This is a genomic window from Kinneretia sp. DJ1R-11 (genome assembly GCF_025717595.1).
Taxonomy (GTDB): domain Bacteria; phylum Pseudomonadota; class Gammaproteobacteria; order Burkholderiales; family Burkholderiaceae_C; genus Paucibacter_A.
Map to the genome: position 1 here is coordinate 148317 of NZ_JAJIRR010000008.1, position 20073 is coordinate 168389.

General features: G+C 64.5%; 19 protein-coding genes. 16 read left to right on the forward strand and 3 right to left on the reverse strand.

Translation table 11 applies throughout. From position 1 onward, the window contains the following. Positions 1-48: 48 nt before the first annotated feature. From fabD to fabF, 4 genes are all read left to right on the forward strand, one after another. On the forward strand, positions 49-990 hold the full coding sequence (gene fabD / locus LNV23_RS14785; RefSeq protein WP_263563664.1) for an ACP S-malonyltransferase: 942 nt from the start codon (positions 49-51) through the stop codon (positions 988-990). A gap of 43 nt (positions 991-1033) precedes the next feature. Next, entirely contained in the window at positions 1034-1786 is a 753-nt protein-coding gene (gene fabG / locus LNV23_RS14790) for a 3-oxoacyl-ACP reductase FabG (RefSeq protein WP_263520314.1), read from the forward strand. A gap of 153 nt (positions 1787-1939) precedes the next feature. Beyond that, a complete protein-coding gene (gene acpP / locus LNV23_RS14795; protein WP_102767677.1) occupies positions 1940-2179 on the forward strand; it encodes an acyl carrier protein in 240 nt (79 codons plus the stop codon). A gap of 43 nt (positions 2180-2222) precedes the next feature. After that, entirely contained in the window at positions 2223-3467 is a 1245-nt protein-coding gene (fabF, locus tag LNV23_RS14800) for a beta-ketoacyl-ACP synthase II (RefSeq protein WP_263520313.1), read from the forward strand. A 37-nt stretch (positions 3468-3504) separates the two neighbouring features. Here the strand turns inward: fabF and LNV23_RS14805 are convergent, their stop codons facing one another. Next, the gene (locus tag LNV23_RS14805) at positions 3505-3849 is read right to left on the reverse strand and encodes a hypothetical protein (protein WP_263563665.1); all 345 of its coding nucleotides are present in this window, start codon (positions 3847-3849) and stop codon (positions 3505-3507) included. Between the two features lie 449 nt (positions 3850-4298). On the opposite strand from LNV23_RS14805, the gene LNV23_RS14810 reads away from it, so the two are divergent. The 12 genes from LNV23_RS14810 (at position 4299) to LNV23_RS14865 (ending at position 15347) form a co-directional block, all read left to right on the forward strand. Next, on the forward strand, positions 4299-5780 hold the full coding sequence (locus LNV23_RS14810) for a DegQ family serine endoprotease (protein ID WP_263563666.1): 1482 nt from the start codon (positions 4299-4301) through the stop codon (positions 5778-5780). Between the two features lie 514 nt (positions 5781-6294). Beyond that, complete coding sequence (gene lepA, locus LNV23_RS14815; RefSeq protein ID WP_263520309.1) at positions 6295-8103, forward strand: translation elongation factor 4; 1809 nt, start codon at positions 6295-6297, stop codon at positions 8101-8103. Positions 8104-8131: 28 nt separating this feature from the next. Continuing rightward, entirely contained in the window at positions 8132-9106 is a 975-nt protein-coding gene (lepB, locus tag LNV23_RS14820; protein WP_263520308.1) for a signal peptidase I, read from the forward strand. A gap of 68 nt (positions 9107-9174) precedes the next feature. Further along, positions 9175-9576 (forward strand): DUF4845 domain-containing protein, encoded by a 402-nt coding sequence (locus LNV23_RS14825; RefSeq protein WP_263563667.1) that lies wholly within the window; start codon positions 9175-9177, stop codon positions 9574-9576. Between the two features lie 67 nt (positions 9577-9643). After that, positions 9644-10375 (forward strand): ribonuclease III, encoded by a 732-nt coding sequence (rnc, locus tag LNV23_RS14830; RefSeq protein WP_263563668.1) that lies wholly within the window; start codon positions 9644-9646, stop codon positions 10373-10375. Continuing rightward, a complete protein-coding gene (gene era, locus LNV23_RS14835) occupies positions 10372-11451 on the forward strand; it encodes a GTPase Era (protein WP_411910583.1) in 1080 nt (359 codons plus the stop codon). Before rnc ends, era begins: the two co-directional genes overlap by 4 nt. A 25-nt stretch (positions 11452-11476) precedes the next feature. Further along, on the forward strand, positions 11477-12256 hold the full coding sequence (gene recO, locus LNV23_RS14840) for a DNA repair protein RecO (protein WP_263563669.1): 780 nt from the start codon (positions 11477-11479) through the stop codon (positions 12254-12256). 45 nt (positions 12257-12301) lie between these two features. Further along, entirely contained in the window at positions 12302-13096 is a 795-nt protein-coding gene (locus LNV23_RS14845; protein ID WP_263563670.1) for a pyridoxine 5'-phosphate synthase, read from the forward strand. A 36-nt stretch (positions 13097-13132) separates the two neighbouring features. Continuing rightward, on the forward strand, positions 13133-13666 hold the full coding sequence (locus LNV23_RS14850; RefSeq protein WP_263520303.1) for a GNAT family N-acetyltransferase: 534 nt from the start codon (positions 13133-13135) through the stop codon (positions 13664-13666). After that, positions 13663-14058: a holo-ACP synthase gene (gene acpS / locus LNV23_RS14855; protein ID WP_263563671.1), complete on the forward strand. Its 396-nt coding sequence runs from the start codon at positions 13663-13665 to the stop codon at positions 14056-14058. Before LNV23_RS14850 ends, acpS begins: the two co-directional genes overlap by 4 nt. 26 nt (positions 14059-14084) lie before the next feature. Further along, on the forward strand, positions 14085-15152 hold the full coding sequence (gene nagZ / locus LNV23_RS14860; protein ID WP_263563672.1) for a beta-N-acetylhexosaminidase: 1068 nt from the start codon (positions 14085-14087) through the stop codon (positions 15150-15152). A 21-nt stretch (positions 15153-15173) separates the two neighbouring features. Beyond that, positions 15174-15347, forward strand: a complete 174-nt coding sequence (locus LNV23_RS14865; protein ID WP_263563673.1) for an oxidoreductase-like domain-containing protein — start codon at positions 15174-15176, stop codon at positions 15345-15347. 30 nt (positions 15348-15377) lie between these two features. Here the strand turns inward: LNV23_RS14865 and LNV23_RS14870 are convergent, their stop codons facing one another. Both LNV23_RS14870 and LNV23_RS14875 read right to left on the reverse strand, forming a co-directional pair. After that, positions 15378-16418: a hypothetical protein gene (locus LNV23_RS14870; protein WP_263563674.1), complete on the reverse strand. Its 1041-nt coding sequence runs from the start codon at positions 16416-16418 to the stop codon at positions 15378-15380. A gap of 220 nt (positions 16419-16638) precedes the next feature. Continuing rightward, complete coding sequence (locus LNV23_RS14875) at positions 16639-19731, reverse strand: Rne/Rng family ribonuclease (RefSeq protein ID WP_263563675.1); 3093 nt, start codon at positions 19729-19731, stop codon at positions 16639-16641. Positions 19732-20073: the final 342 nt, after the last annotated feature.

Consider the following 20073-nt stretch of genomic DNA (forward strand, 5'->3'; position numbering starts at 1 on the left):
CTTGCCTCCGCTCCATTCCCGAGTTATTTCTTCTTTCTACATACGATCATGAGCGCAAAGTTCGCATTCGTCTTTCCGGGCCAGGGCTCGCAAACCGTGGGCATGCTGGACGCCTGGGGTGATCACCCGGAAGTCGTCCGCACCCTGGTCGAGGCTTCCGAAGCCTTAGGCGAAGACATTGGCGCCCTGATCAAGGTCGGCCCGAAAGAGCAGTTGGACCTGACCACCAACACCCAGCCCGTCATGCTGACGGCGGGTATCGCCTGCTACCGTGCCTGGATGGCCGAAACAGGCTTGGTTCCCGCGGCCGCGGCCGGTCACTCGCTCGGCGAGTACACCGCCCTGGTGGCGGCCGGCGCCCTAAGCCTGGCCGAAGCCCTGCCTCTGGTGCGTTTCCGGGCGCAGGCCATGCAGCAGGCGGTGCCTGTGGGTGTGGGCGCCATGGCGGCCATCCTGGGTCTGGACAGCGCGGCCGTGATCGAGGGCTGCGCTGCCGCTGCCGCTGTCACCGGTGAAGCGGTGGAGGCTGCCAATTTCAATGATCCCAAGCAGACCGTGATCGCCGGCACCAAGGCCGGCGTCGACAAGGCCTGCGAGCTGCTCAAGGCGGCCGGTGCCAAGCGGGCGCTGTTGCTGCCGGTGTCGGCGCCGTTCCATTCCAGCCTGATGAAACCTGCAGCCCTGGCCTTGCAAGCTCGTCTGGCGACAACCGAGTTCGCTGCGCTCCAGTTCCCGGTCATCAACAACATCGATGTGGCCGCCGTCGGCGACGCCGCAGGCCTGCGTGATGCCTTGTTCCGCCAGGCCTTCGGCCCGGTGCGTTGGGTGGAGGTCGTGCAAGCACTCAAGGCGCAAGGCATTCAGCATGTGCTGGAATGCGGCCCGGGCAAGGTCCTGGCTGGCCTGGCCAAGCGTGTCGATGCCGAGCTGATCAGCGCCACCGTGCTGGATCCGGCCAGCCTGACCGAAGCACGCGCCCTGCTGGGTTGAGCGCTGCCCCGCCTGCATACTTCAATGAACCCGCAAGAAGATCATGACTGACACGACAAGCAGCAGCACCCCACAAGTCGCCCTGGTCACCGGTGCCAGCCGCGGCATCGGCCGCTCCATTGCCATGACCCTGGCCGAGCAAGGCTACAAGGTGATCGGCACTGCCACCAGCGAAGCCGGCGCCGCCGCCATCGGCGAAGCCCTGGCGCCTCTGGGTGGATCGGGGCTGGTGCTCAATGTCAATGACGCGGCTGCGGTTGATGCAGCCGTCGATGGCATCGTCAAGGCCCATGGCGGCCTGCATGTGCTGGTCAACAATGCCGGTATCACCCGCGACACCCTGGCCATGCGCATGAAGGATGACGATTGGGATGCCGTGTTGGACACCAATTTGAAGGCCGTGTTCCGCATGAGCCGCGCCGTCATGCGCACCATGATGAAGCAGCGTTATGGCCGCATCATCAGCATCACCTCGGTGGTCGGCGCCTCGGGCAACCCAGGCCAGGCCAACTATGCAGCAGCAAAGGCCGGTGTGGCCGGCATGACCCGTTCGCTGGCGCGCGAGCTGGGCAGCCGCGGCATCACGGTCAATTGTGTGGCGCCGGGTTTCATCGCCACCGACATGACCGAAGTGCTGCCCGAAGCCCAGAAAGCGGCGCTGCTGGCACAGATTCCTGTCGGTCGCCTCGGCGAGCCGCGGGAAATTGCGGAGGCAGTTGCCTTCCTGGCGTCACCGAAGGCCGCCTACATTACCGGCAGTGAACTGCACGTCAACGGCGGCATGTTCATGAACTGATCGATTTGCGATGGCGGCAGTTCCGCCGCCATCCACCGGATTTGCCCGGCCGGTGAAGGTCCTCTGATACGTCGCAACACCTAGTTTTAGGCGCGACTCCCTAGAGGCCTTAGAATCCCGGGCTGTTCCTAGCAAACCCCTCCTGGAGGAGTCATGAGCGATATCGAAGCACGTGTCAAAAAAATCATCGCCGAGCAACTCGGCGTGCCTGAGTCCGATGTGACCAACGAAAAGGCCTTCGTGGCCGACCTGGGCGCTGACTCGCTCGACACCGTGGAATTGGTGATGGCACTCGAAGACGAGTTCGGCATCGAAATCCCCGATGAAGAAGCCGAGAAGATCACCAGCGTGCAGCTGGCGATTGACTACGCCGTCAAGCACCAAAAGGCCTGAGCGCTGCGCGCTTGATCCTTTGTTCAACTGAATTCCGTACCGCATGAGCCGTCGTCGCGTCGTAGTTACTGGACTTGGTCTGATCAGCCCCGTGGGAAACACGGTTGCTGAAGGCTGGGCCAACATCCTGGCCGGACAGTCCGGCATTGATCGCATCACCCGTTTCGATCCGACAGCATTTGCCTGTCAGTTCGCCGGCGAGGTGAAGGGCTTCGATGTCGCCGACTACATGTCCAGCAAAGAGGCGCGGACCATGGACACCTTCATCCATTACGGATTGGCGGCGTCCATTCAAGCGGTGCGTGATGCCGGTCTGCCGACCGGCGATCAGTTGACGGAAGAACAGGCCGAGCGCATCGGCGTTCTCGTGGGTTCCGGCATCGGCGGCTTGCCGCTGATCGAAGAAACCCACGGTGAGTACGTTGCGCGCGGCCCGCGTCGGATTTCGCCGTTCTTTGTGCCGGCCTCGATCATCAACATGATCTCGGGACACGTCTCGATCAAGTTTGGCTTTCAAGGCCCGAACTTGGCCATCGTGACAGCCTGTACCACGGGCTTGCATGCCATTGGCCAGGCTGGTCGATTGATTGAGTACGGCGATGCCGATGTGATGATTGCCGGCGGCGCGGAATCGACCGTGTCGCCCTTGGGTATTGGAGGCTTTGCCTCGGCGCGGGCGCTGTCCACGCGCAACGACGATCCCAAGACTGCTTCCCGACCCTGGGACAAGGACCGTGACGGCTTTGTGCTGGGTGAGGGCGGTGGTGTGCTGGTGCTCGAAGAGTACGAGCATGCCAAGAAGCGTGGCGCCAAGATCTACGCCGAGCTCTCGGGCTTTGGCATGGGTGCCGATGCGTATCACATGACCGCGCCCAATGTGGACGGTCCCAAACGGTCGATGCGAGCCGCACTGCGCAACGCAGGCCTGAACGCCGATCAAGTGCAATACATGAACGCCCACGGCACTTCGACGCCGCTGGGTGATGTGAACGAGACGAACGCCATCAAGCTGGCTTTCGGTGACCACGCCAAGAAGCTGGTTGTCAGCTCGACCAAGTCCATGACCGGCCACTTGCTCGGTGGCGCGGGCGGCATCGAGTCGGTGTTCACGGTGTTGGCGGTGCACCATCAGGTGGCGCCGCCGACCATCAATATCTTCAACCAGGACCCCGAGTGCGACCTGGACTACTGCGCCAATGAGGCGCGGCAGATGAACATTGAGTACGCCGCCAAGAATAACTTCGGATTCGGCGGCACCAATGGCACGCTGATCTTCAAGCGGATCTGAGTTGTCGGCGCCCGTTGATGTGCGGGACTGAGCTGAATTAGCCGCCGCCGAGCTCGATATGAGCGCAGCCCAGCGACATGCGCCAGCCTTGCGGGTCGAGGTGGTGCCACAGCCAGCTTTGCAGCTGGCTGTGCTGTTTCTGGCGGAGCTTGCTGTTGCAGCCTTGCTCGCGGCCCTGTCCGCCCATCAAGCCGACCTCCATGGATTTGGCTTGGCTGCTGTGCCGCTTGCCGCGCTGCTGGCTTGGCGTGGCGCCCGTGTGCGCCCCCGACTCCTGTTGTGGGATGGGCAGTGTTGGCAATTGCAGTCGCTTGACGCGGCAGGCACCCTGCACGGTGCCGCGCAGGAAATTCAATTGCGTCCGGTATTCGATCTTGACCACTGGCTACTGCTGCGCGCCCGTCTCAAGGAACCCGCTGCACCCTGGTGGCGGCGCCTGCATCACTGGGCTCTGCCGGTTTACCTGCCTCTGAGTCGCCGGCGCCAGGCCAGTGTCTGGCCGGCCCTGCGGGCCACCTTGTTTGCTGGGCGCGCAGCTCAGGGCGCGCCGCCCTGAGGCGCGGCAAACAGCACTTCCGCTGACTGCCTGCCGCTGCCGGGCTGTGACTTTCGCTAGGCCAACACGGCGCCTGCCATCATCATGACGCGGGACTGATGCTCGCCCTGCCGGCAGGGCCAGGGCCTCATCCCTTGTATTTTCTTCGTCGTTCTTTGCATTCGCCCGCTCTTGAAATCGCCACAGCCGGTCCCAAAATCGCCTGCTGTTGTTTCAGGTTCAACGCCTTGTTCGCGTTGGTCGGTTTTTCTCCAGTGAACACTACGAGTCCAACCATGCCCTCTCTGTCCTCCCTGTCTGCCGCACGTCCACTTCTGTCGCGCTGGTCGCGTGCTCTCTTGTCGGCCGGTGCCCTTTCCTTGAGTCTCAGCCTCTTGCCCGATCTCGGGCATGCGCAAGCGCGAGAGTTGCCTGATTTCACCGAGTTGGTCGAAAAGGTCGGCCCGGCAGTGGTGAACATCCGCACCTCTGAGCGTCTCAAGGCCAATGCCCAAGGCATGCCGGAAATGGACGAGCAGATGCTGGAATTTCTGCGTCGTTTCGGCATGCCGGCGCCCAACCAGCGTCGCGGTGCGCCGCGTGGAGGTGATAGCAACGACGATGCGCCGCAGCGCCGCGGTGTCGGCTCGGGCTTTGTGCTCAGCGCCGATGGCTATGTGATGACCAATGCTCATGTGGTGCAGGATGCCGACGAGGTCTACGTCACTCTGACCGACAAGCGCGAGTTCAAGGCCAAGTTGGTCGGTGCCGACCGCCGCACCGATGTGGCGGTGCTCAAGATTGAGGCCACCGGATTGCCCGCGGTCAAGATCGGCGATGTCAGTCGCCTCAAGGTCGGCGAATGGGTCATGGCCATCGGCTCGCCCTTTGGCTTTGACAACAGCGTGACTGCCGGCATTGTCAGCGCCAAGGCGCGCGACACCGGTGATTTCCTGCCCTTCATTCAGACCGATGTGGCCATCAATCCGGGCAACTCGGGTGGCCCGCTGCTCAATATGCGCGGCGAGGTGGTCGGCATCAACTCGCAGATCTACAGCCAGTCGGGCGGCTTCATGGGCATCTCCTTCTCGATCCCGATCGATGAGGCCATCCGCGTGTCCGAGCAACTGCGCAGCCAGGGCAAGGTGGTGCGCGGCTTCATCGGCGTGACCTTGGAGGATGTGAGCAAGGATGTGGCCGAAGCCATCGGCCTGGGCAAGCCACATGGCGCCGTGATCCGCAGCGTGGTCGCGGGCGGCGCAGCCGACAAGGCTGGCATCGAAGGCGGCGATGTGATCACCAAATTCGACGGCAAGACCATCGAGAAGGTCAGCGATCTGCGCCGTGTGGTGGCCGGGCTGAAGCCGAACAGCAAGGCCGTGGTCCAGGTCTTCCGCCGTGGCGCGTACAAGGACCTCAACATCACCGTCGCCGAGATGCCCAATGAAGAGGCGCGTGGCGTCGCCGGTGCCGATGGGGAAGGCAAGCCATCGGCTGGCCCCGCCAGCGCCCTGGGCTTGCAGTTGGGTGAGCTGAGCGAGGCGCAAAAGCGCGATCTCAAGCTCAAGTCCGGCGTTCGTGTCGAGGCAGCCATTGGTGTGGCGGCGCGTGCAGGTCTGCGCGAGGGCGATGTCATCCTCTCGGTGGACAACAACGATGTCAGCAGCGTCAAGCAGGTTCAGGCGATATTGACCAAGCTCGAAAAGGCCAAGGTCATCAATTTGTTGGTGCGCCGCGGTGATTTGACCAGTTTCGTCTTGCTGCGCCCGGCGCGTTGAAGCCCGGCTGCTGAAGCCAAGAGTGACCCGGTATGCCATAGCTGGCGGCCGGGTCTTTTCACATCATGGAAGGTTGCTATTCGCGGCGGGACAGGGCGGCCGTCGCCTGAACATCGATTCCTTGTGCTGTCGGCTAGAATGGCGACCGCACAAGGTCAGTTTGTATTGGGCGATGAGCTCAATGTCGGGCCGCTGCAGGCAGTTGGCCGGCTTGTTCTGGTTTTTCAAATCCCCGAATAAGTCTGTGAATAAGTTGTGGATAAAATCCATGTTGGCGGGCCGCAACGACGGGCAGTCCGGTCGCGCCGCGGTTTCCAGTGAAGGCCTTTTGGCTACAATGGAAGCCCAACAAGCAGTTGCCATACCTTTTGTTGGAAGGCGCGTCACCGTTTCGACGTGCCTTTTTTTTAGCTTCAGCACGGCGCTCCGCGCCCCGATATCGCTACGCGATTGAGAGCTTGCGCTGCAACGGCCTCGCCGTTGTGTCCTAGGGCACGGCGCATTTAAGAACAGCATGAATCACATCCGCAATTTCTCCATCATCGCCCACATCGACCACGGCAAAAGCACCTTGGCAGACCGCATCATCCAGCGCTGTGGTGGCCTGTCGGATCGCGAAATGGAAGCGCAGGTGCTGGACTCGATGGACATCGAGCGCGAGCGCGGCATCACCATCAAGGCGCAGACGGCCTCTCTGCAATACACGGCCAAGGACGGCAAGACCTACAACCTCAACCTGATCGACACGCCAGGGCATGTGGACTTCTCTTATGAAGTCAGCCGCTCGCTGTCGGCCTGCGAGGGTGCGCTGCTGGTGGTGGACGCCAGCCAGGGTGTGGAAGCACAGACCGTGGCCAACTGCTACACCGCGCTGGACCTGGGCGTGGAAGTGGTGCCGGTGCTGAACAAGATGGACCTGCCCAGCGCTGACCCGGACAACGCCAAGGCCGAGATCGAAGATGTGATCGGCATTGACGCCACCGACGCGATTCCTTGCAGTGCCAAGACCGGCATGGGCATCGACGAAATCATCGAGGCCGTGATCGCCCGCATGCCGCCGCCCAAGGGCGTGGTCGAGGCGCCGCTGCGCGCCATGATCATCGACAGCTGGTACGACGCCTATGTGGGCGTGGTCATGTTGGTGCGCGTGGTCGACGGCACTTTGAAGCGCGGCGAGCGCATCCGCATGATGGCCTCCAACGCCATCTACCCGGCCGAGCATCTGGGCGTGTTTGCGCCCAAGTCCGAGAAGCGTGAGCAGCTCAATGCCGGAGAAGTGGGTTTCGTCATTGCCGGCATCAAGGAGCTGCAGGCGGCCAAGGTCGGCGACACCATCACCCTGGAAAAGAAGCTGCCCAACAATCTGGGCCCGGCCGAAGAGGCGCTGCCCGGCTTCAAGGAAATTCAGCCCCAGGTGTTTGCGGGCCTGTACCCGACCGAGGCCAGCGAATACGACCAGCTGCGCGATGCGCTCGAGAAGCTCAAGCTCAACGACTCCTCGCTGCGCTATGAGCCGGAAGTCTCGCAGGCGCTTGGCTTCGGCTTCCGCTGCGGCTTCCTGGGCCTGCTGCACATGGAGATCGTGCAGGAGCGCTTGGAGCGCGAGTTCGATCAGGATCTGATCACCACCGCGCCCAGCGTGGTCTACGAGGTGCTGCTCAACGACGGCAAGGTGATCGAGGTCGAGAACCCGTCCAAGATGCCGGAGCTGGGCTTGCTGCAGGAGATCCGGGAGCCCATCGTCACGGTCCACCTCTACATGCCGCAGGACTATGTCGGCCCGGTGATGACGCTGGCCAACCAGAAGCGCGGCAACCAGATCAATATGGCCTACCACGGCCGCCAGGTCATGCTGACCTATGAGATGCCTCTGGCCGAGATCGTGCTGGACTTCTTCGACAAGCTGAAATCAGTTTCTCGCGGCTACGCGTCCATGGACTATGAGTTCAAGGAGTACCGCGCCTCCGATGTGGTCAAGGTCGACATCCTGATCAACGGCGACAAGGTCGATGCCTTGTCCATCATCGTCCACCGCGTGCAGAGCCAGTTTCGCGGCCGCGGTGTGGCGGCCAAGATGCGCGAGCACATTCCCCGTCAGATGTATGACGTGGTGATTCAGGCTGCCATCGGCTCCAACATCATCGCCCGCGAGAACATCAAGGCGATGCGCAAAAACGTGCTGGCAAAATGCTATGGCGGTGACATTTCCCGCAAGCGCAAGCTGCTGGAAAAGCAGAAGGCCGGCAAGAAGCGCATGAAGCAGATCGGCTCGGTTGAAGTGCCTCAGGAAGCCTTCCTGGCGATTCTGCAAGTTGACGACTAACCCCTCTCCAAACCCAAGTGATCGATTGATGAGTGCACTGACCGGAATTCTCTATGCGGCTCTCGTCGCTTACCTGGGTGGCTGGTACACCGGCTATTGGACCGGCAATTTTTCGCTGCTGCTGTTCGTCCTGACCTTGTTCACGCTGGCCTACTGGCTGGCCGAGCGCTTCCATTTCCAGCCCGCCCGTGCCCGCGCGGCGCAGGCCTTGTTGGAAGCCGACGCGCAGCGTCGTCAGGCCTTGGCCGCTCAGGGCATCAGCCGCGTTGACGGGGATGTCGAATCGGCGCGTCAGCAGATCCTGCAGCAGCCCTGGTGGCTCGATTGGACCGCCGGGCTGTTCCCTGTCATCCTGGCCGTGTTCGTGCTGCGTTCCTTCCTGTTCGAACCGTTCAAGATCCCCTCGGGTTCGATGGTGCCGACCCTGCTCGTGGGCGACCTGATCCTGGTGAACAAGTTCCACTACGGCGTGCGCCTGCCGGTCATCAACAAGAAGATCATTTCCAACAACGAGGTCAAGCGTGGCGACGTGATGGTGTTCCGCTGGCCGGTGGACACCAGCATCGACTTCATCAAGCGTGTGGCGGCCGTGCCCGGTGATGAGGTGGCCTATCTGAACCAGAAGCTCTACGTCAACGGCAAGCCGACTGAAGTCCAACCCCAGGGTGACTTCTACGACGAAAGCTCGATGACCTACCGTCCGCGCTTCCTGGAAAAGCTCGGCGAAAAGCAGCATCAGATGCTGGTCAATCCGCAGGCTCAGCCGGTGTTCCAGCCCAACCGTCCGGACGGCCCGTTCCCGTATCAGGATCAGTGCAAATACACCATCGAAGGCGTGCGCTGCACCGTGCCAGCGGGCTACTACTACATGATCGGCGACAACCGAGACAACTCGGGCGATTCGCGTTTCTGGGGCTTTGTGCCTGATGAAAACATCGTCGGCCGGGCCTTCTTTGTTTGGATGAATTTCGGTAATCTCAAGCGCATCGGCCCTTTCAATTGAGGCCGATTCGGCCTGCGGGCACCGCCGTCTTGGCTCAGCGTTTTGAAAATCAGGGAGAGGGTTTCTCGATGCGTCGTCCTCAGTCAAATCGTGGCCTGGCCCATGGGCGAGATCAGCGCCTGCAGCGCGGCCAACGTGGGGTCAGTCTGTTCGGGCTGCTGTTCTGGGCCGTTGTGCTGGCATTCGGCGGCGTGGTGGTCGCGCGGGTGATTCCTACCGTGCTGGAGTTCTACACCATCCAGCGCGTCGTCGACCGGATCGCCGCCTCCAACCCGAGCACGGTGCCCGCCGTGCGTGCGGCCTTCGAAACCGCCCAGCAGGTCGAGTACTCCATGGTCAGCATCCGCAGCCAGGACCTGGTGGTCAGCAAAGAGAACGACAAGCTGCAGATCAGCTTTGCCTACGACAAGCAGGTCGACCTGGCCGGCCCGGTTTACTTGCTGATCAAGTACGAAGGCAAGTCGCGTTGAAGTCGGCCTTGGCCCGGCTAATTCCTGCGACCCAAGCCTTTCCAACACGCATCGGCCACAGCTTCGCATGAACGCGCCACTACAAGCCCTGCAGCAGCGCCTGGGGCATCGCTTTGCTCGCCCCGAGTTGCTGAGCCGCGCCATCACACATCGCAGCTTCAGCAGCGATCATTACGAGCGCCTGGAGTTCCTCGGCGACGCGGTGCTCAGCTTGGCCGTGTCCAGCCTCTTGTACGAGCGCTTTGCCGGCTCGGACGAGGGTGACCTGACCCGCATCCGCGCCCATCTGGTGCGCGAGGACAGCCTGCACCGCCTGGCCCTGGATTTGGGCCTGCCTGCCGTGCTGCGTCTTTCCGACGGTGAGGCCAAGGGCGGTGGCGCGCAGCGCCCGTCGATCTTGGCCGATGCGCTCGAAGCCATCATCGGTGCGACCTTTGTCGACGCGGGCTATCCGGCCGCGCTCGAGGTGGTGCGCAAGATGCTCGGCGATTTGTTGGCCGGCGCGGCCACCGACCGCTGGGCCAAGGACGCCAAGACGGCGCTGCAGGAAATGCTGCAGGCGCGCCGTTTGCCTGTGCCCAATTACCGCATCACCGACACGCGCGGCCAGGCCCATGCCCAGACCTTCGAGGTCGAGTGCGCCGTGCCTGCGCTGAGCCTGGCCACGCGAGGCGAGGGTCGTTCCCGCCGCATCGCCGAACAAGAAGCCGCCCGTCGCCTGCTCGACGAACTGATTGCCCTCGACAAGCCAAGTTCTGGCTTGCGCGAAAAGGAGCGGCCGCGCGCCGACACCCCATGACCCACACCCCCACCACGCCGGACGACGCTTCGCCCGAAGGCTCCGCTGCTGCTTCTGGCTCTGCTTCTGCTCCCGCGCCGGCCCCTGTCGTGACCTATGCGCTGCCGCCCATTCCCGCGGCAGGCTCGGGCGCGACTTCCTTGTCGCCCGAGGCCGCTGCTGCCAGTGCCAACAACGGCAAGATGGCCGATGGCACGCCGCAGCGCTGCGGCTTGATCGCCATCGTCGGCCGGCCCAATGTCGGCAAATCGACTCTGCTCAACGCCCTGGTCGGCCAGAAGGTCAGCATCACCTCGGACAAGGCCCAGACCACGCGCCACCGCATCACCGGCATGCGCACCGTGGACGAGGCACAGTTCGTTTTCGTGGACACGCCTGGCTTCCAGATGAAGTACAACGCGGCGCTCAACCGCAATCTGAACCGGACCGTGCACGGCGTGCTCGGCGACGTGGATCTGGTGCTCTATGTGCTGGAAGCCGGGCGCTTCGGCCTGGACGACGCCAAGGTGCTGTCCCTGCTGCCGCAGGACAAGCCGGTGGTGATGATCGCCAACAAGCTGGACGCTGTGCAGCGCCGGGCCGACCTGGCCCCCTGGCTCAAGAGCATGCAGGAGCGGCGCTCTTTTTCAGAGTTCGTGCCCCTCTCTGCCAAGAAGGACGCCGATGTCCAGCGCCTCTTCAAGATCCTCAAGCCCTACCTGCCCGAGCAGGGCTGGTTCTATGACGGCGACGCGCTGACCGACCGCAGCGAGAAGTTCCTGGCCAGCGAAATCATCCGCGAGAAGCTGTTCCGCCTGACCGGTGACGAGCTGCCCTACACCTCGACCGTGATCATCGACAAATGGGAAGACGAGGGCGAGCTGCGTCGCATCTCGGCCTCCATCGTGGTCGAGCGCGATGCCCACAAGGGCATGATCATTGGCCAGGGCGGCGAGCGCCTCAAGCGTATCGGCTCTGAGGCCCGCCAGGAGCTGGAGCATCTGATGGATGGCCGCGTCTTCCTGGAGCTCTGGGTCAAGGTGCGTTCGGGCTGGGCCGACAGCGAAGAACACTTGCGCACCTACGGCTACGAGTGAATGCCCGCTGCCGTCGCCTTCGCTGATGGCTCGTAGCACTCGCACGCCTGCGGTTCAGCAGGCCTTCGTCCTGCACCAGTACGACTGGAGCGAGTCCAGTCTCATCCTGGACCTGTTCACCCGTGAGCAAGGGCGTCTCGCTGTCGTGGCCAAGGGCGCCAAGCGGCCGTACTCGCAGCTGCGCGCGGTGCTGCTGCCGTTTCAGCGCATCCAGGTGACCCTGTCCAAACCGGCCAAGTCCACGGATGGCAACCCGGCCGAGGTCGTCACCCTGCGTGCGGCCGAATGGGCCGGAGGCAGCACCTTGCCGGCCGGTGCCGCGCTGTTTTCAGGTTATTACCTCAACGAGCTGCTGCTTAAGCTGCTGGCCCGCCAGGATGCTCACCCCCAGCTGTTTGATGCTTATGCCCAGACCCTGCCGCAGCTGCATGCCAACGAGGATGCGCAGTCGCAGGCGGCGCTACGGGCATTCGAGCTGCGTCTGCTGGTGGAAACTGGCCTGCTGCCCGACCTCAGCGTCGTGACGCTGACGCAGGCTCCCCTGGAGCTGGAACGCAGCTATGGCCTGTCCGCCGAGGCCGGCGTGCAGCCAGCGCCGGCCGAGGCGGGCGGCCTAGACGGCGCCACCCTGATCCATTTGCAGGCCGCGCTGTTGCACGGCAGCATGGCGGCGCTGCAGCAGGCCTGCGCCCCGGTCTTGCCGCAGCTCAAGTCGGCACTGCGCGGCCTGCTTCACTATCATCTGGGCGGCAAGCCCTTGCGCACCCGTCAGGTGATGCTGGATGTGCAGAAATTGCTGGACTGAACGGCGCACCGCCTGTCTTACCGGACTGTAGAAACGAAGAACGCCATGAACCCTTTGCTTGCTCCCGAAGCCTCTGCGGCCTTTGCGCATGGCCAGCGCTGCGCCCTGTCGGTCAATGTCAACAAGGTGGCCTTGTTGCGCAACACCCGCCACCTGGGCATTCCCAGCGTGCTGCGCGCAGCCGAGGCTTGTCTGCTGGCCGGGGCCCAGGGCATCACCGTACACCCGCGTCCCGACGAGCGCCATGTCCGCCCGGCCGATGTGCGCGAGCTGGCCGCGCTGATGAAGCAATGGCCGCATGCCGAGTACAACATCGAGGGCAACCCGACCCAGAACCTGATGGACTATGTGCGTGAGCTGCGTCCGCACCAGGTGACCTTTGTGCCCGACAGCGAGGACCAGTTCACTTCCGATCACGGTTGGAACCTGCCGGCCGATCATGATCGCTTGGCGCCGCTGATTGCGGAATGCCAGAGCCTGGGCGTGCGCGTCAGCCTCTTCATGGACCCGCTGCCTGAGGCCATGGCCCAGGTGGCCGCGCTGGGCGCCGAGCGCATCGAGCTCTACACCGAAACTTTCGCCAGCAACTTCGGCACCGTCAGCGAGGCCGAGGTGCTGGCGGGCTTCACCCGCACGGCCGAGGCCGCTTTGGCCGTCGGCCTGGGCATCAACGCCGGCCATGACCTCAATCGCGACAACCTGAGCCTGTTCTTGCGCGCCGTGCCCGGCGTGCAGGAGGTGTCCATCGGCCACGCCTTGATCGCCGACGCCTTGGAGCTGGGTTACACCGAAACCGTTCGCGAGTACCAGCGCTGCATCCAGCGCGCTTACTCGCCCTGATTTACGCGCCCTGATTTACGCGCCCTGAACACCGATATGAGCACGAAGCCCGCTTTTCTCGATCTGCGCCCGGCCCAGCCCGACGACGCCTTGCGCATCGCAGCCTTGGCGCGCTGGGTCTGGCTGGACCGCTATGCCGCCGAGGGCGGCGTCAACAGCACCGTGGCCGAGTACCTGAAACGCGACTTCGACGAACAGCTGCTGCGCCAGTCCGTCGATCTGAACCGTCACTGGGTGATTGAGCGCGGCGACACCTTGCTGGCCTGGGCCCACCTCGACGACAGCGCGGTCTGCCCGGTGGCCGTGGCGGGCCCCGCGGTGGAGCTCAAGCGCCTCTACGTGGCGCCACACAGCCAGAGCCAAGGCCTGGGTCTCAAACTGCTGCACCAGGCGCGCCAGTCCTGGCCCGAGCGTTCGCTCTGGCTGAGCGCCTGGGTCGGCAACGAAGGCGCTTTGCGCTTCTACCGCCGCGAGGGCGCCAGCCTCTGGGGCGAGGCCTGGTTTGAACTGGGCGGCCAGCAGCACCGCAACGAGTTGCTGGGCTGGGCACCGCTGGAGCCCGAGGCGTGATTTACGGCATCGGCACTGATGTCTGCGACATCCGCCGCATGCGCGAGACCCTGGCGCGGCGCGGCGAGCGCTTCGCGGAAAAAGTGCTGGGCCCGCAGGAGCTGGAGGTCTTTCGCGCCCGCCGTGCGCGCGCCGAGAGCCGGGGCCTGAGCTTTTTGGCTACCCGCTTTTCGGCCAAAGAGGCCTTCTCCAAGGCGATCGGGCTGGGCATGCGCATGCCCATGAACTGGCGCGATTGCGAGATCCTCAACGCGCCCAGCGGCAAACCTGAGATCCGCCTGCATGGTGAGTTGGCCCGCTGGTTCGACGCTCAGGGCCTGCGCGCCCTGGTCAGCGTCAGCGACGAAACCGATTACGCGACCAGCTTTGTGGTGGTCGAAACCCTGGCCTGAAAGCCCTAGAGAGACGGACAAAGACGATGGAAGACCTGCAACACGCCCCCGTGGTGCTTGATGTCGCCGGCCTGAGCCTGAGCGATGCCGAGCGTGCACGCCTGCGCCACCCCTTGGTCGGCGGCCTGATCCTGTTTGCTCGCAATTTCGAGAGCCGCGCCCAGCTGTTGGCGCTGACGGCCGAGATCAAATCCATCCGGCCGGATGTGCTGATCTGTGTGGATCACGAAGGCGGCCGCGTGCAGCGTTTCCAGACCGATGGCTTCACCCACCTGCCGGCAATGCGTCGGCTGGGCGAGTTATGGATGGAGGATGCGCTGCAGGCCACCGCGGCGGCCACGGCTGCGGGCTTTGTGCTGGCGGCCGAGCTGCGCGCCTGTGGCGTGGATTTCAGCTTCGCTCCAGTGCTGGATCTCGACTATGGCGAGAGTTCTGTGATTGGCACCCGCAGCTTTCACCGCGACCCGCGCGTGGTGGCCTTGCTGACCAAGAGCTTGCAGCATGGCTTGTTGCTGGCCGGCATGGCCAGTTGCGCCAAGCATTTCCCCGGCCATGGCTACGTGAAGGCCGACTCTCACACCGAGGTGCCGGTGGACCGGCGCAGCCTCAAGGCTATCCTGGCCGAGGATGCGAAACCGTTTGAATGGCTGGTCATGAGCACCGGCGCGGTGATGCCGGCCCATGTGATCTACCCCAAGGTCGATGCCCGCCCGGCCGGATTCAGTGCGCGCTGGTTGCAGGAGATTCTGCGCGAGCGCCTGGGCTTTGGCGGCGCCATCTTCAGTGACGACCTGGGCATGGCCGGCGCCCGCGTGCTGGAAGGCCGCGCCATCGGTTATGTGGAGGCCGCGCTGGCGGCGCTGCAAGCCGGTTGCGATCTGGTGCTCTTGTGCAATCAGTCGAACGTCGAGGGCGGCCGTGCGCTGGATGAGTTTCTGGATGGCCTGCTCGCCGCCCAGGCTCAAGGCGACTGGCAGCCCAGCGCCGAGAGCGAGGCCCGCCGAGCCGGCCTGCTGCCACAGTCAGCGCCGCTGACCTGGGACGAGCTGATGCACGACCCGGCCTACCACCAGGCTTTGCAAAGCCTGCCTTGAATTGCAAAGGCCTGCCTCGCCATGACTGAGCTTGTCTCGCCCGATCCCAGGCCTGAGCCGCCCCTGGCGCCTGATCTGGATGCCTGCTGCGGCAATGGCTGTGATCCCTGCATCTTCGATCTGCATGACCTGGCCATGGACCAGTACCGCCAGGCTTTACGCGCCTGGGAGGCGCAACAGCCTCAGGCCCTCTGACCCGCGGCTGCCAGAAGCATCCGTCCGAATTCAGCGCTTGAGGTTCTTGCCGCTGGCTTCCATCTGCATGTCCATGTTCATATTCATGGCAGGCTTGCCGGCAGCCTCGATGCGCATGCTCATGGTCATTTCCATTTGCTGCGTCAGCATCAGGCGGTCGGCCAGGCGTAAGCTCATGCGGCCTTTGCCCTGGCCGGAGGCTTTCATGGAGGGCAGGGTCTGATTCTTGGGATCCGCGGCGGCCGGCGCGCTGGCGGCGGAGTCGGCGGCTGGGCTCGATGACGCCAGTGCAGCACTCGACGCCGGATCGACAGTACTGCCATCCATGTCCATGCTGATGCTCACGCCCACATCAAAGTCGGCGACGCCTTGCTCGAGCTTGAGCAGGGTGTAGCGGCCGACCATCTTCAGATTCATGCCAGGACCCTTTGGGATCGGCAAGGCCATGTCCAAGGGCATCTCGGCCGACTCGCCGACCTTGAGGCGACGGCCTTCCAGGCCACGCATGCTCATCAACAGCTGTTTCAGCAAGCCCTCGGACATGCCGCTGGCTGCAGCGTCCAGGCCCGCCACTTTCATGGCCTCGAAACTACCGGTCTTCTGATTCAGCTTGGCGTCAATCTTGATGTCAATGGTGGACTTTGCGGGCCCCACGCGCTCACCGGCGGCGTTGCTCATTTCCATGGGCAGGCTCTTGCCGCGCAGTTGCAACTGGAAGTTGCCTTCCTTGTCGGCGGTCGTGGTCGTCATCCGCTGATCGAACTCGCTGCGCATGGTCATGGGCATTTTGGCGGCCTGCATGGCCTGCTCCATCTTGGCGCGCTCGTCGTCGCTCATGCCCTCGAGCGGCTCCATGCGCATGTCCATCTTCATGGTCATCACGGAACGGATCTGGTGGCGTTGCTGCGGCAGGGGGAAGAAGCGCAGTTCGACTTCATCCGTGGCCGCTGCCGCGGCGGCGACCTTGGCCTTGGGCGTTGCCGCCTGGCTGGCAGGCAGCAGGCCGGCGCTGAGCAGAAGCAGGGCGGCGAGGCCGCGAGTCAGGCCCATGGATTTGAGGTGCTGGGACATGATGAACAAGGACTCCCTCGAGTGCGTGTGATGTGCGTGAGATGGGGGGGCTCGCTGGCCGCTAACGCCCCGAATGAGCAGTAAGTCGGGCGTGCGGACGAAAAAATGCCGCCTGGCTGACGGTGCAGCGAGGCGGCATTGTCGGTGGGGTTTGGGCGTCTGCCCAGCCCTCCAAAGGGCGAGAGCGCCCGACCGGGGCCGGCGGCCCCAAGTCGGCTTCTTACTGCTCGAAAGGCAGCTTGAACTGCGAGAGGTCCTTGCGGGTCTCGACCAGCACCAGCGGGCCTTCGTCGATGCTGACCACCGGCGCGCGTTCACGCGGCACATGGACCGGCTTCGGCTCGGCGGCGATGGCTTCCTGGACGGCACGGATCTTGTCGGCATCCGAGTTCACCCATTGCAGACCGCTGGAGGCGGCAAGCGCCTGCAGGTCGTCCATGGGCAGCTCGAAGGCGGGCAAAGCGGCTACCGGTGCGGCAACCGCAACAGCAGGTGCTGCGGCGGGTACTGCTGCCGGAACCGGCGCGCTGGTAACAGCCTCGGCGGCCAGATCCAGCTGCACAGGCGCTGCCGGAGCTTCGGACGCCACGGCGGTGGGCGCGGCTGTGGCCTCGCTCACGCCTTCAGTTGCGGCGCCTTCGGCACTGGCTTCGTTGCTAATGCTGCTTCCTGCCTCGCCGGCGTCATCGCGGCGTTCACGGCGGACGCGGTCACGGCCACCACGGCGACGGCGGCCTTCGCCACCTTCGTTGGGCTCGGCACCTTCGGCCGGTGCAGTGCCAGTGGCCTCGGCTGCGTTGTCGCTGGCGCTGGCGCTGTCCTTGGCTTCGCTGCTGCCTTCGGCGGCGCTGGCGTTGTCGCCGGCTTCGGTGCTGCGACCGTCTTCACGGTCACGACCACCGCGGCGGCGGCGACGGCCGCGACCTTGGCGCTCTTCGCTACCCTGGCCTTGCTCGCCATCGGCCGAAGCTTCGCCTTGCACCTGGCCGATCGCTGCCACGCCTTCCGGCTGGGTGTCGACGAAGTCTTGCTGCTCGTTCAGGCTGGCGGGCAGGGCGGCTGCGGCTTGTTCGCCGTTGCGCTCGCTGCGCTCGTTGCGCTCACCACGGTCGGCACGCGGCTCACCACGTTCACCGCGCGGGCGACGGCCACCTTCGGGGCGCTCGCTGCGCTCCGGGCGATCGGCACTGCGCTCAGGGCGCTCGGCGCGTTCCGGACGCTCTGCACGCTCGCTGCGGGCTTCGCCACCTTCGGCGCGTTCCGGGCGACGGGCGCGTTCCGGGCGCTCGGCACGCTCTGGGCGACCTTCGGTGCGTGCTTCATTGCGGCCCTCGCCACGTGCTTCTCCACGTGCTTCCCCGCGGCCGGCGCCTTCGCGCTTGCTGCCATTGCGTTCAGAGCCGCGTTCGGCGCGCTCGCCACCACGCTCGGCACGGCCACCACGGCCACCGCGAGCGCCGTCACGGCCACCTTCGCGGCCGCCTTCGCGTCCACCTTCACGCTTGCGTTCACCGCCGGCCGCGGCCGGTTTGGCGGCTGCCGGTGCGGGTGCCGGGGCTTCCACCGGGCCACCGAACAGGCTCTTGATCCAGCCGAAGAAACCACCGCCAGCGGCCGGGGCTGCTGCCACCGGTGCGGCAGCGGCCGAGGCCGTGCGTCCAGCCGGTTCGGCCTTGGGGGCCGGTGCCGTGGGCATGGGCGCGGGTTGCTCGGGCAGGATGCCCTTGATCACCGGCTCTTGCTTGCTGCGGCCCTTGTCGCTGTCGCCACGACGGGTGATGCCCACCTCGTCGGTCGGTTCCTCGATCATGGTGTAGCTGGCTTGCAAGTTTTCCAGACGTGGGTCGTCGTGGCGCAGGCGTTCCAGCTTGTAGTTGGGCGTGTCGAGGTGCTTATTGGGCACCAGCAGCACGGTGACGCGCTGCTTCAGTTCGATCTTGGTGATCTCGGTGCGCTTCTCGTTCAGCAGGAAGGAGGTCACTTCCACCGGCACTTGCACGTGCACGGCGGCGGTGTTGTCCTTCATCGCCTCTTCCTGGACCATGCGCAGGATCTGCAGCGCCGAGGACTCGGTGTCGCGGATGTGGCCGGTGCCATTGCAGCGCGGGCAGGTGATGTGGTTGCCTTCGCTGAGTGCCGGGCGCAGGCGCTGGCGGCTCATTTCCAGCAGGCCGAACTTGCTGATCGAGGCGAACTGCACGCGAGCGCGGTCATTGCGCAGGGCGTCGCGCAGACGCTGCTCGACTTCGCGGCGGTTCTTCGACTCTTCCATGTCGATGAAGTCGACCACGATCAGGCCGCCCAGGTCGCGCAGACGCATCTGGCGCGCGATTTCATCGGCGGCTTCGAGGTTGGTGCGGGTGGCGGTCTCTTCGATGTCGCCGCCGCGGGTCGAGCGGGCCGAGTTGACGTCCACCGACACCAGCGCTTCGGTGTGGTCGATCACGATGGCGCCGCCCGAGGGCAGGTTGACCGTGCGGCTGTGGGCGGTTTCGATCTGGTGCTCGATCTGGAAACGGCTGAACAGCGGCGCGTCGTCGCGGTAGCGCTTCACGCGATGGCCCTGGTCGGGCATCACGTGGTTCATGAACTGGTGCGCCTGTTCGAACAGGTCGTCGGTGTCGATCAGGATTTCACCGACATCGGCGGTGAAGTAATCGCGGATCGCGCGGATCACCAGGCTGGATTCCTGGTAGATCAGGTAGGCGCCCTTGCCACCCTTGGCCGCATCGTCGATGGCGGTCCAGAGCTTGAGCATGTAGTTCAGGTCCCACTGCAGCTCGGCGGCGGAACGGCCGATGCCGGCGGTGCGGGCGATCAGGCTCATGCCCTTGGGGTACTCGAGCTGGTCGAGGTTTTCCTTGAGCTCTTCGCGGTCTTCGCCCTCGATGCGGCGGCTCACGCCACCGCCGCGCGGGTTGTTGGGCATCAGCACCAGGTAGCGGCCGGCCAGCGATACGAAGGTGGTCAGGGCAGCGCCCTTGTTGCCGCGCTCTTCTTTTTCGACCTGGACCAGCAGTTCCTGGCCTTCCTTGATGCAGTCCTGGATGCGCGCCGAGCGCACGTCCACGCCTTCACGGAAATACTGGCGGGCGATTTCCTTGAAGGGCAGGAAACCGTGGCGGTCTTCGCCGTAGTCGACAAAGCAGGCCTCGAGCGAAGGCTCGACTCGGGTCACGACGGCCTTGTAGATATTGCCCTTGCGCTGTTCGCGGCCTTCGATCTCGGTCTCGAAGTCGAGCAGCTTCTGGCCGTCGACGATGGCGAGGCGCCGCTCTTCCGGCTGCGTCGCATTGATCAGCATGCGTTTCATTGACATCACTCCTCGCGCGCGGTCGTCGGGTTTCTGGCCCGAGCGGCCCGTGCGCACACACATCACGTCGCTGCGACAGCCGGGGTCTTGAAGACCCTGGCCGGGCGGCGACTCATCGATGCACGGGCAATGCGGAGGAACCGAGGAAGGAATCGCCCTGGACTGTCAGTGTTTGCGCCACCTGGAGGGGTGGGCGCTCAGCTGGCCAGCGTTGGCGCGTGCGGCGCAACAGGCGGCGCGGAGGCCCGCTCCCATGAACGCGCAGCGCGGGCGGCAAAGGCCCGAGGGTGCTGCGCGGCCCGGCCACGGCGGCGCGCCAGCCTCACCGGCGCGGGGCCGGGG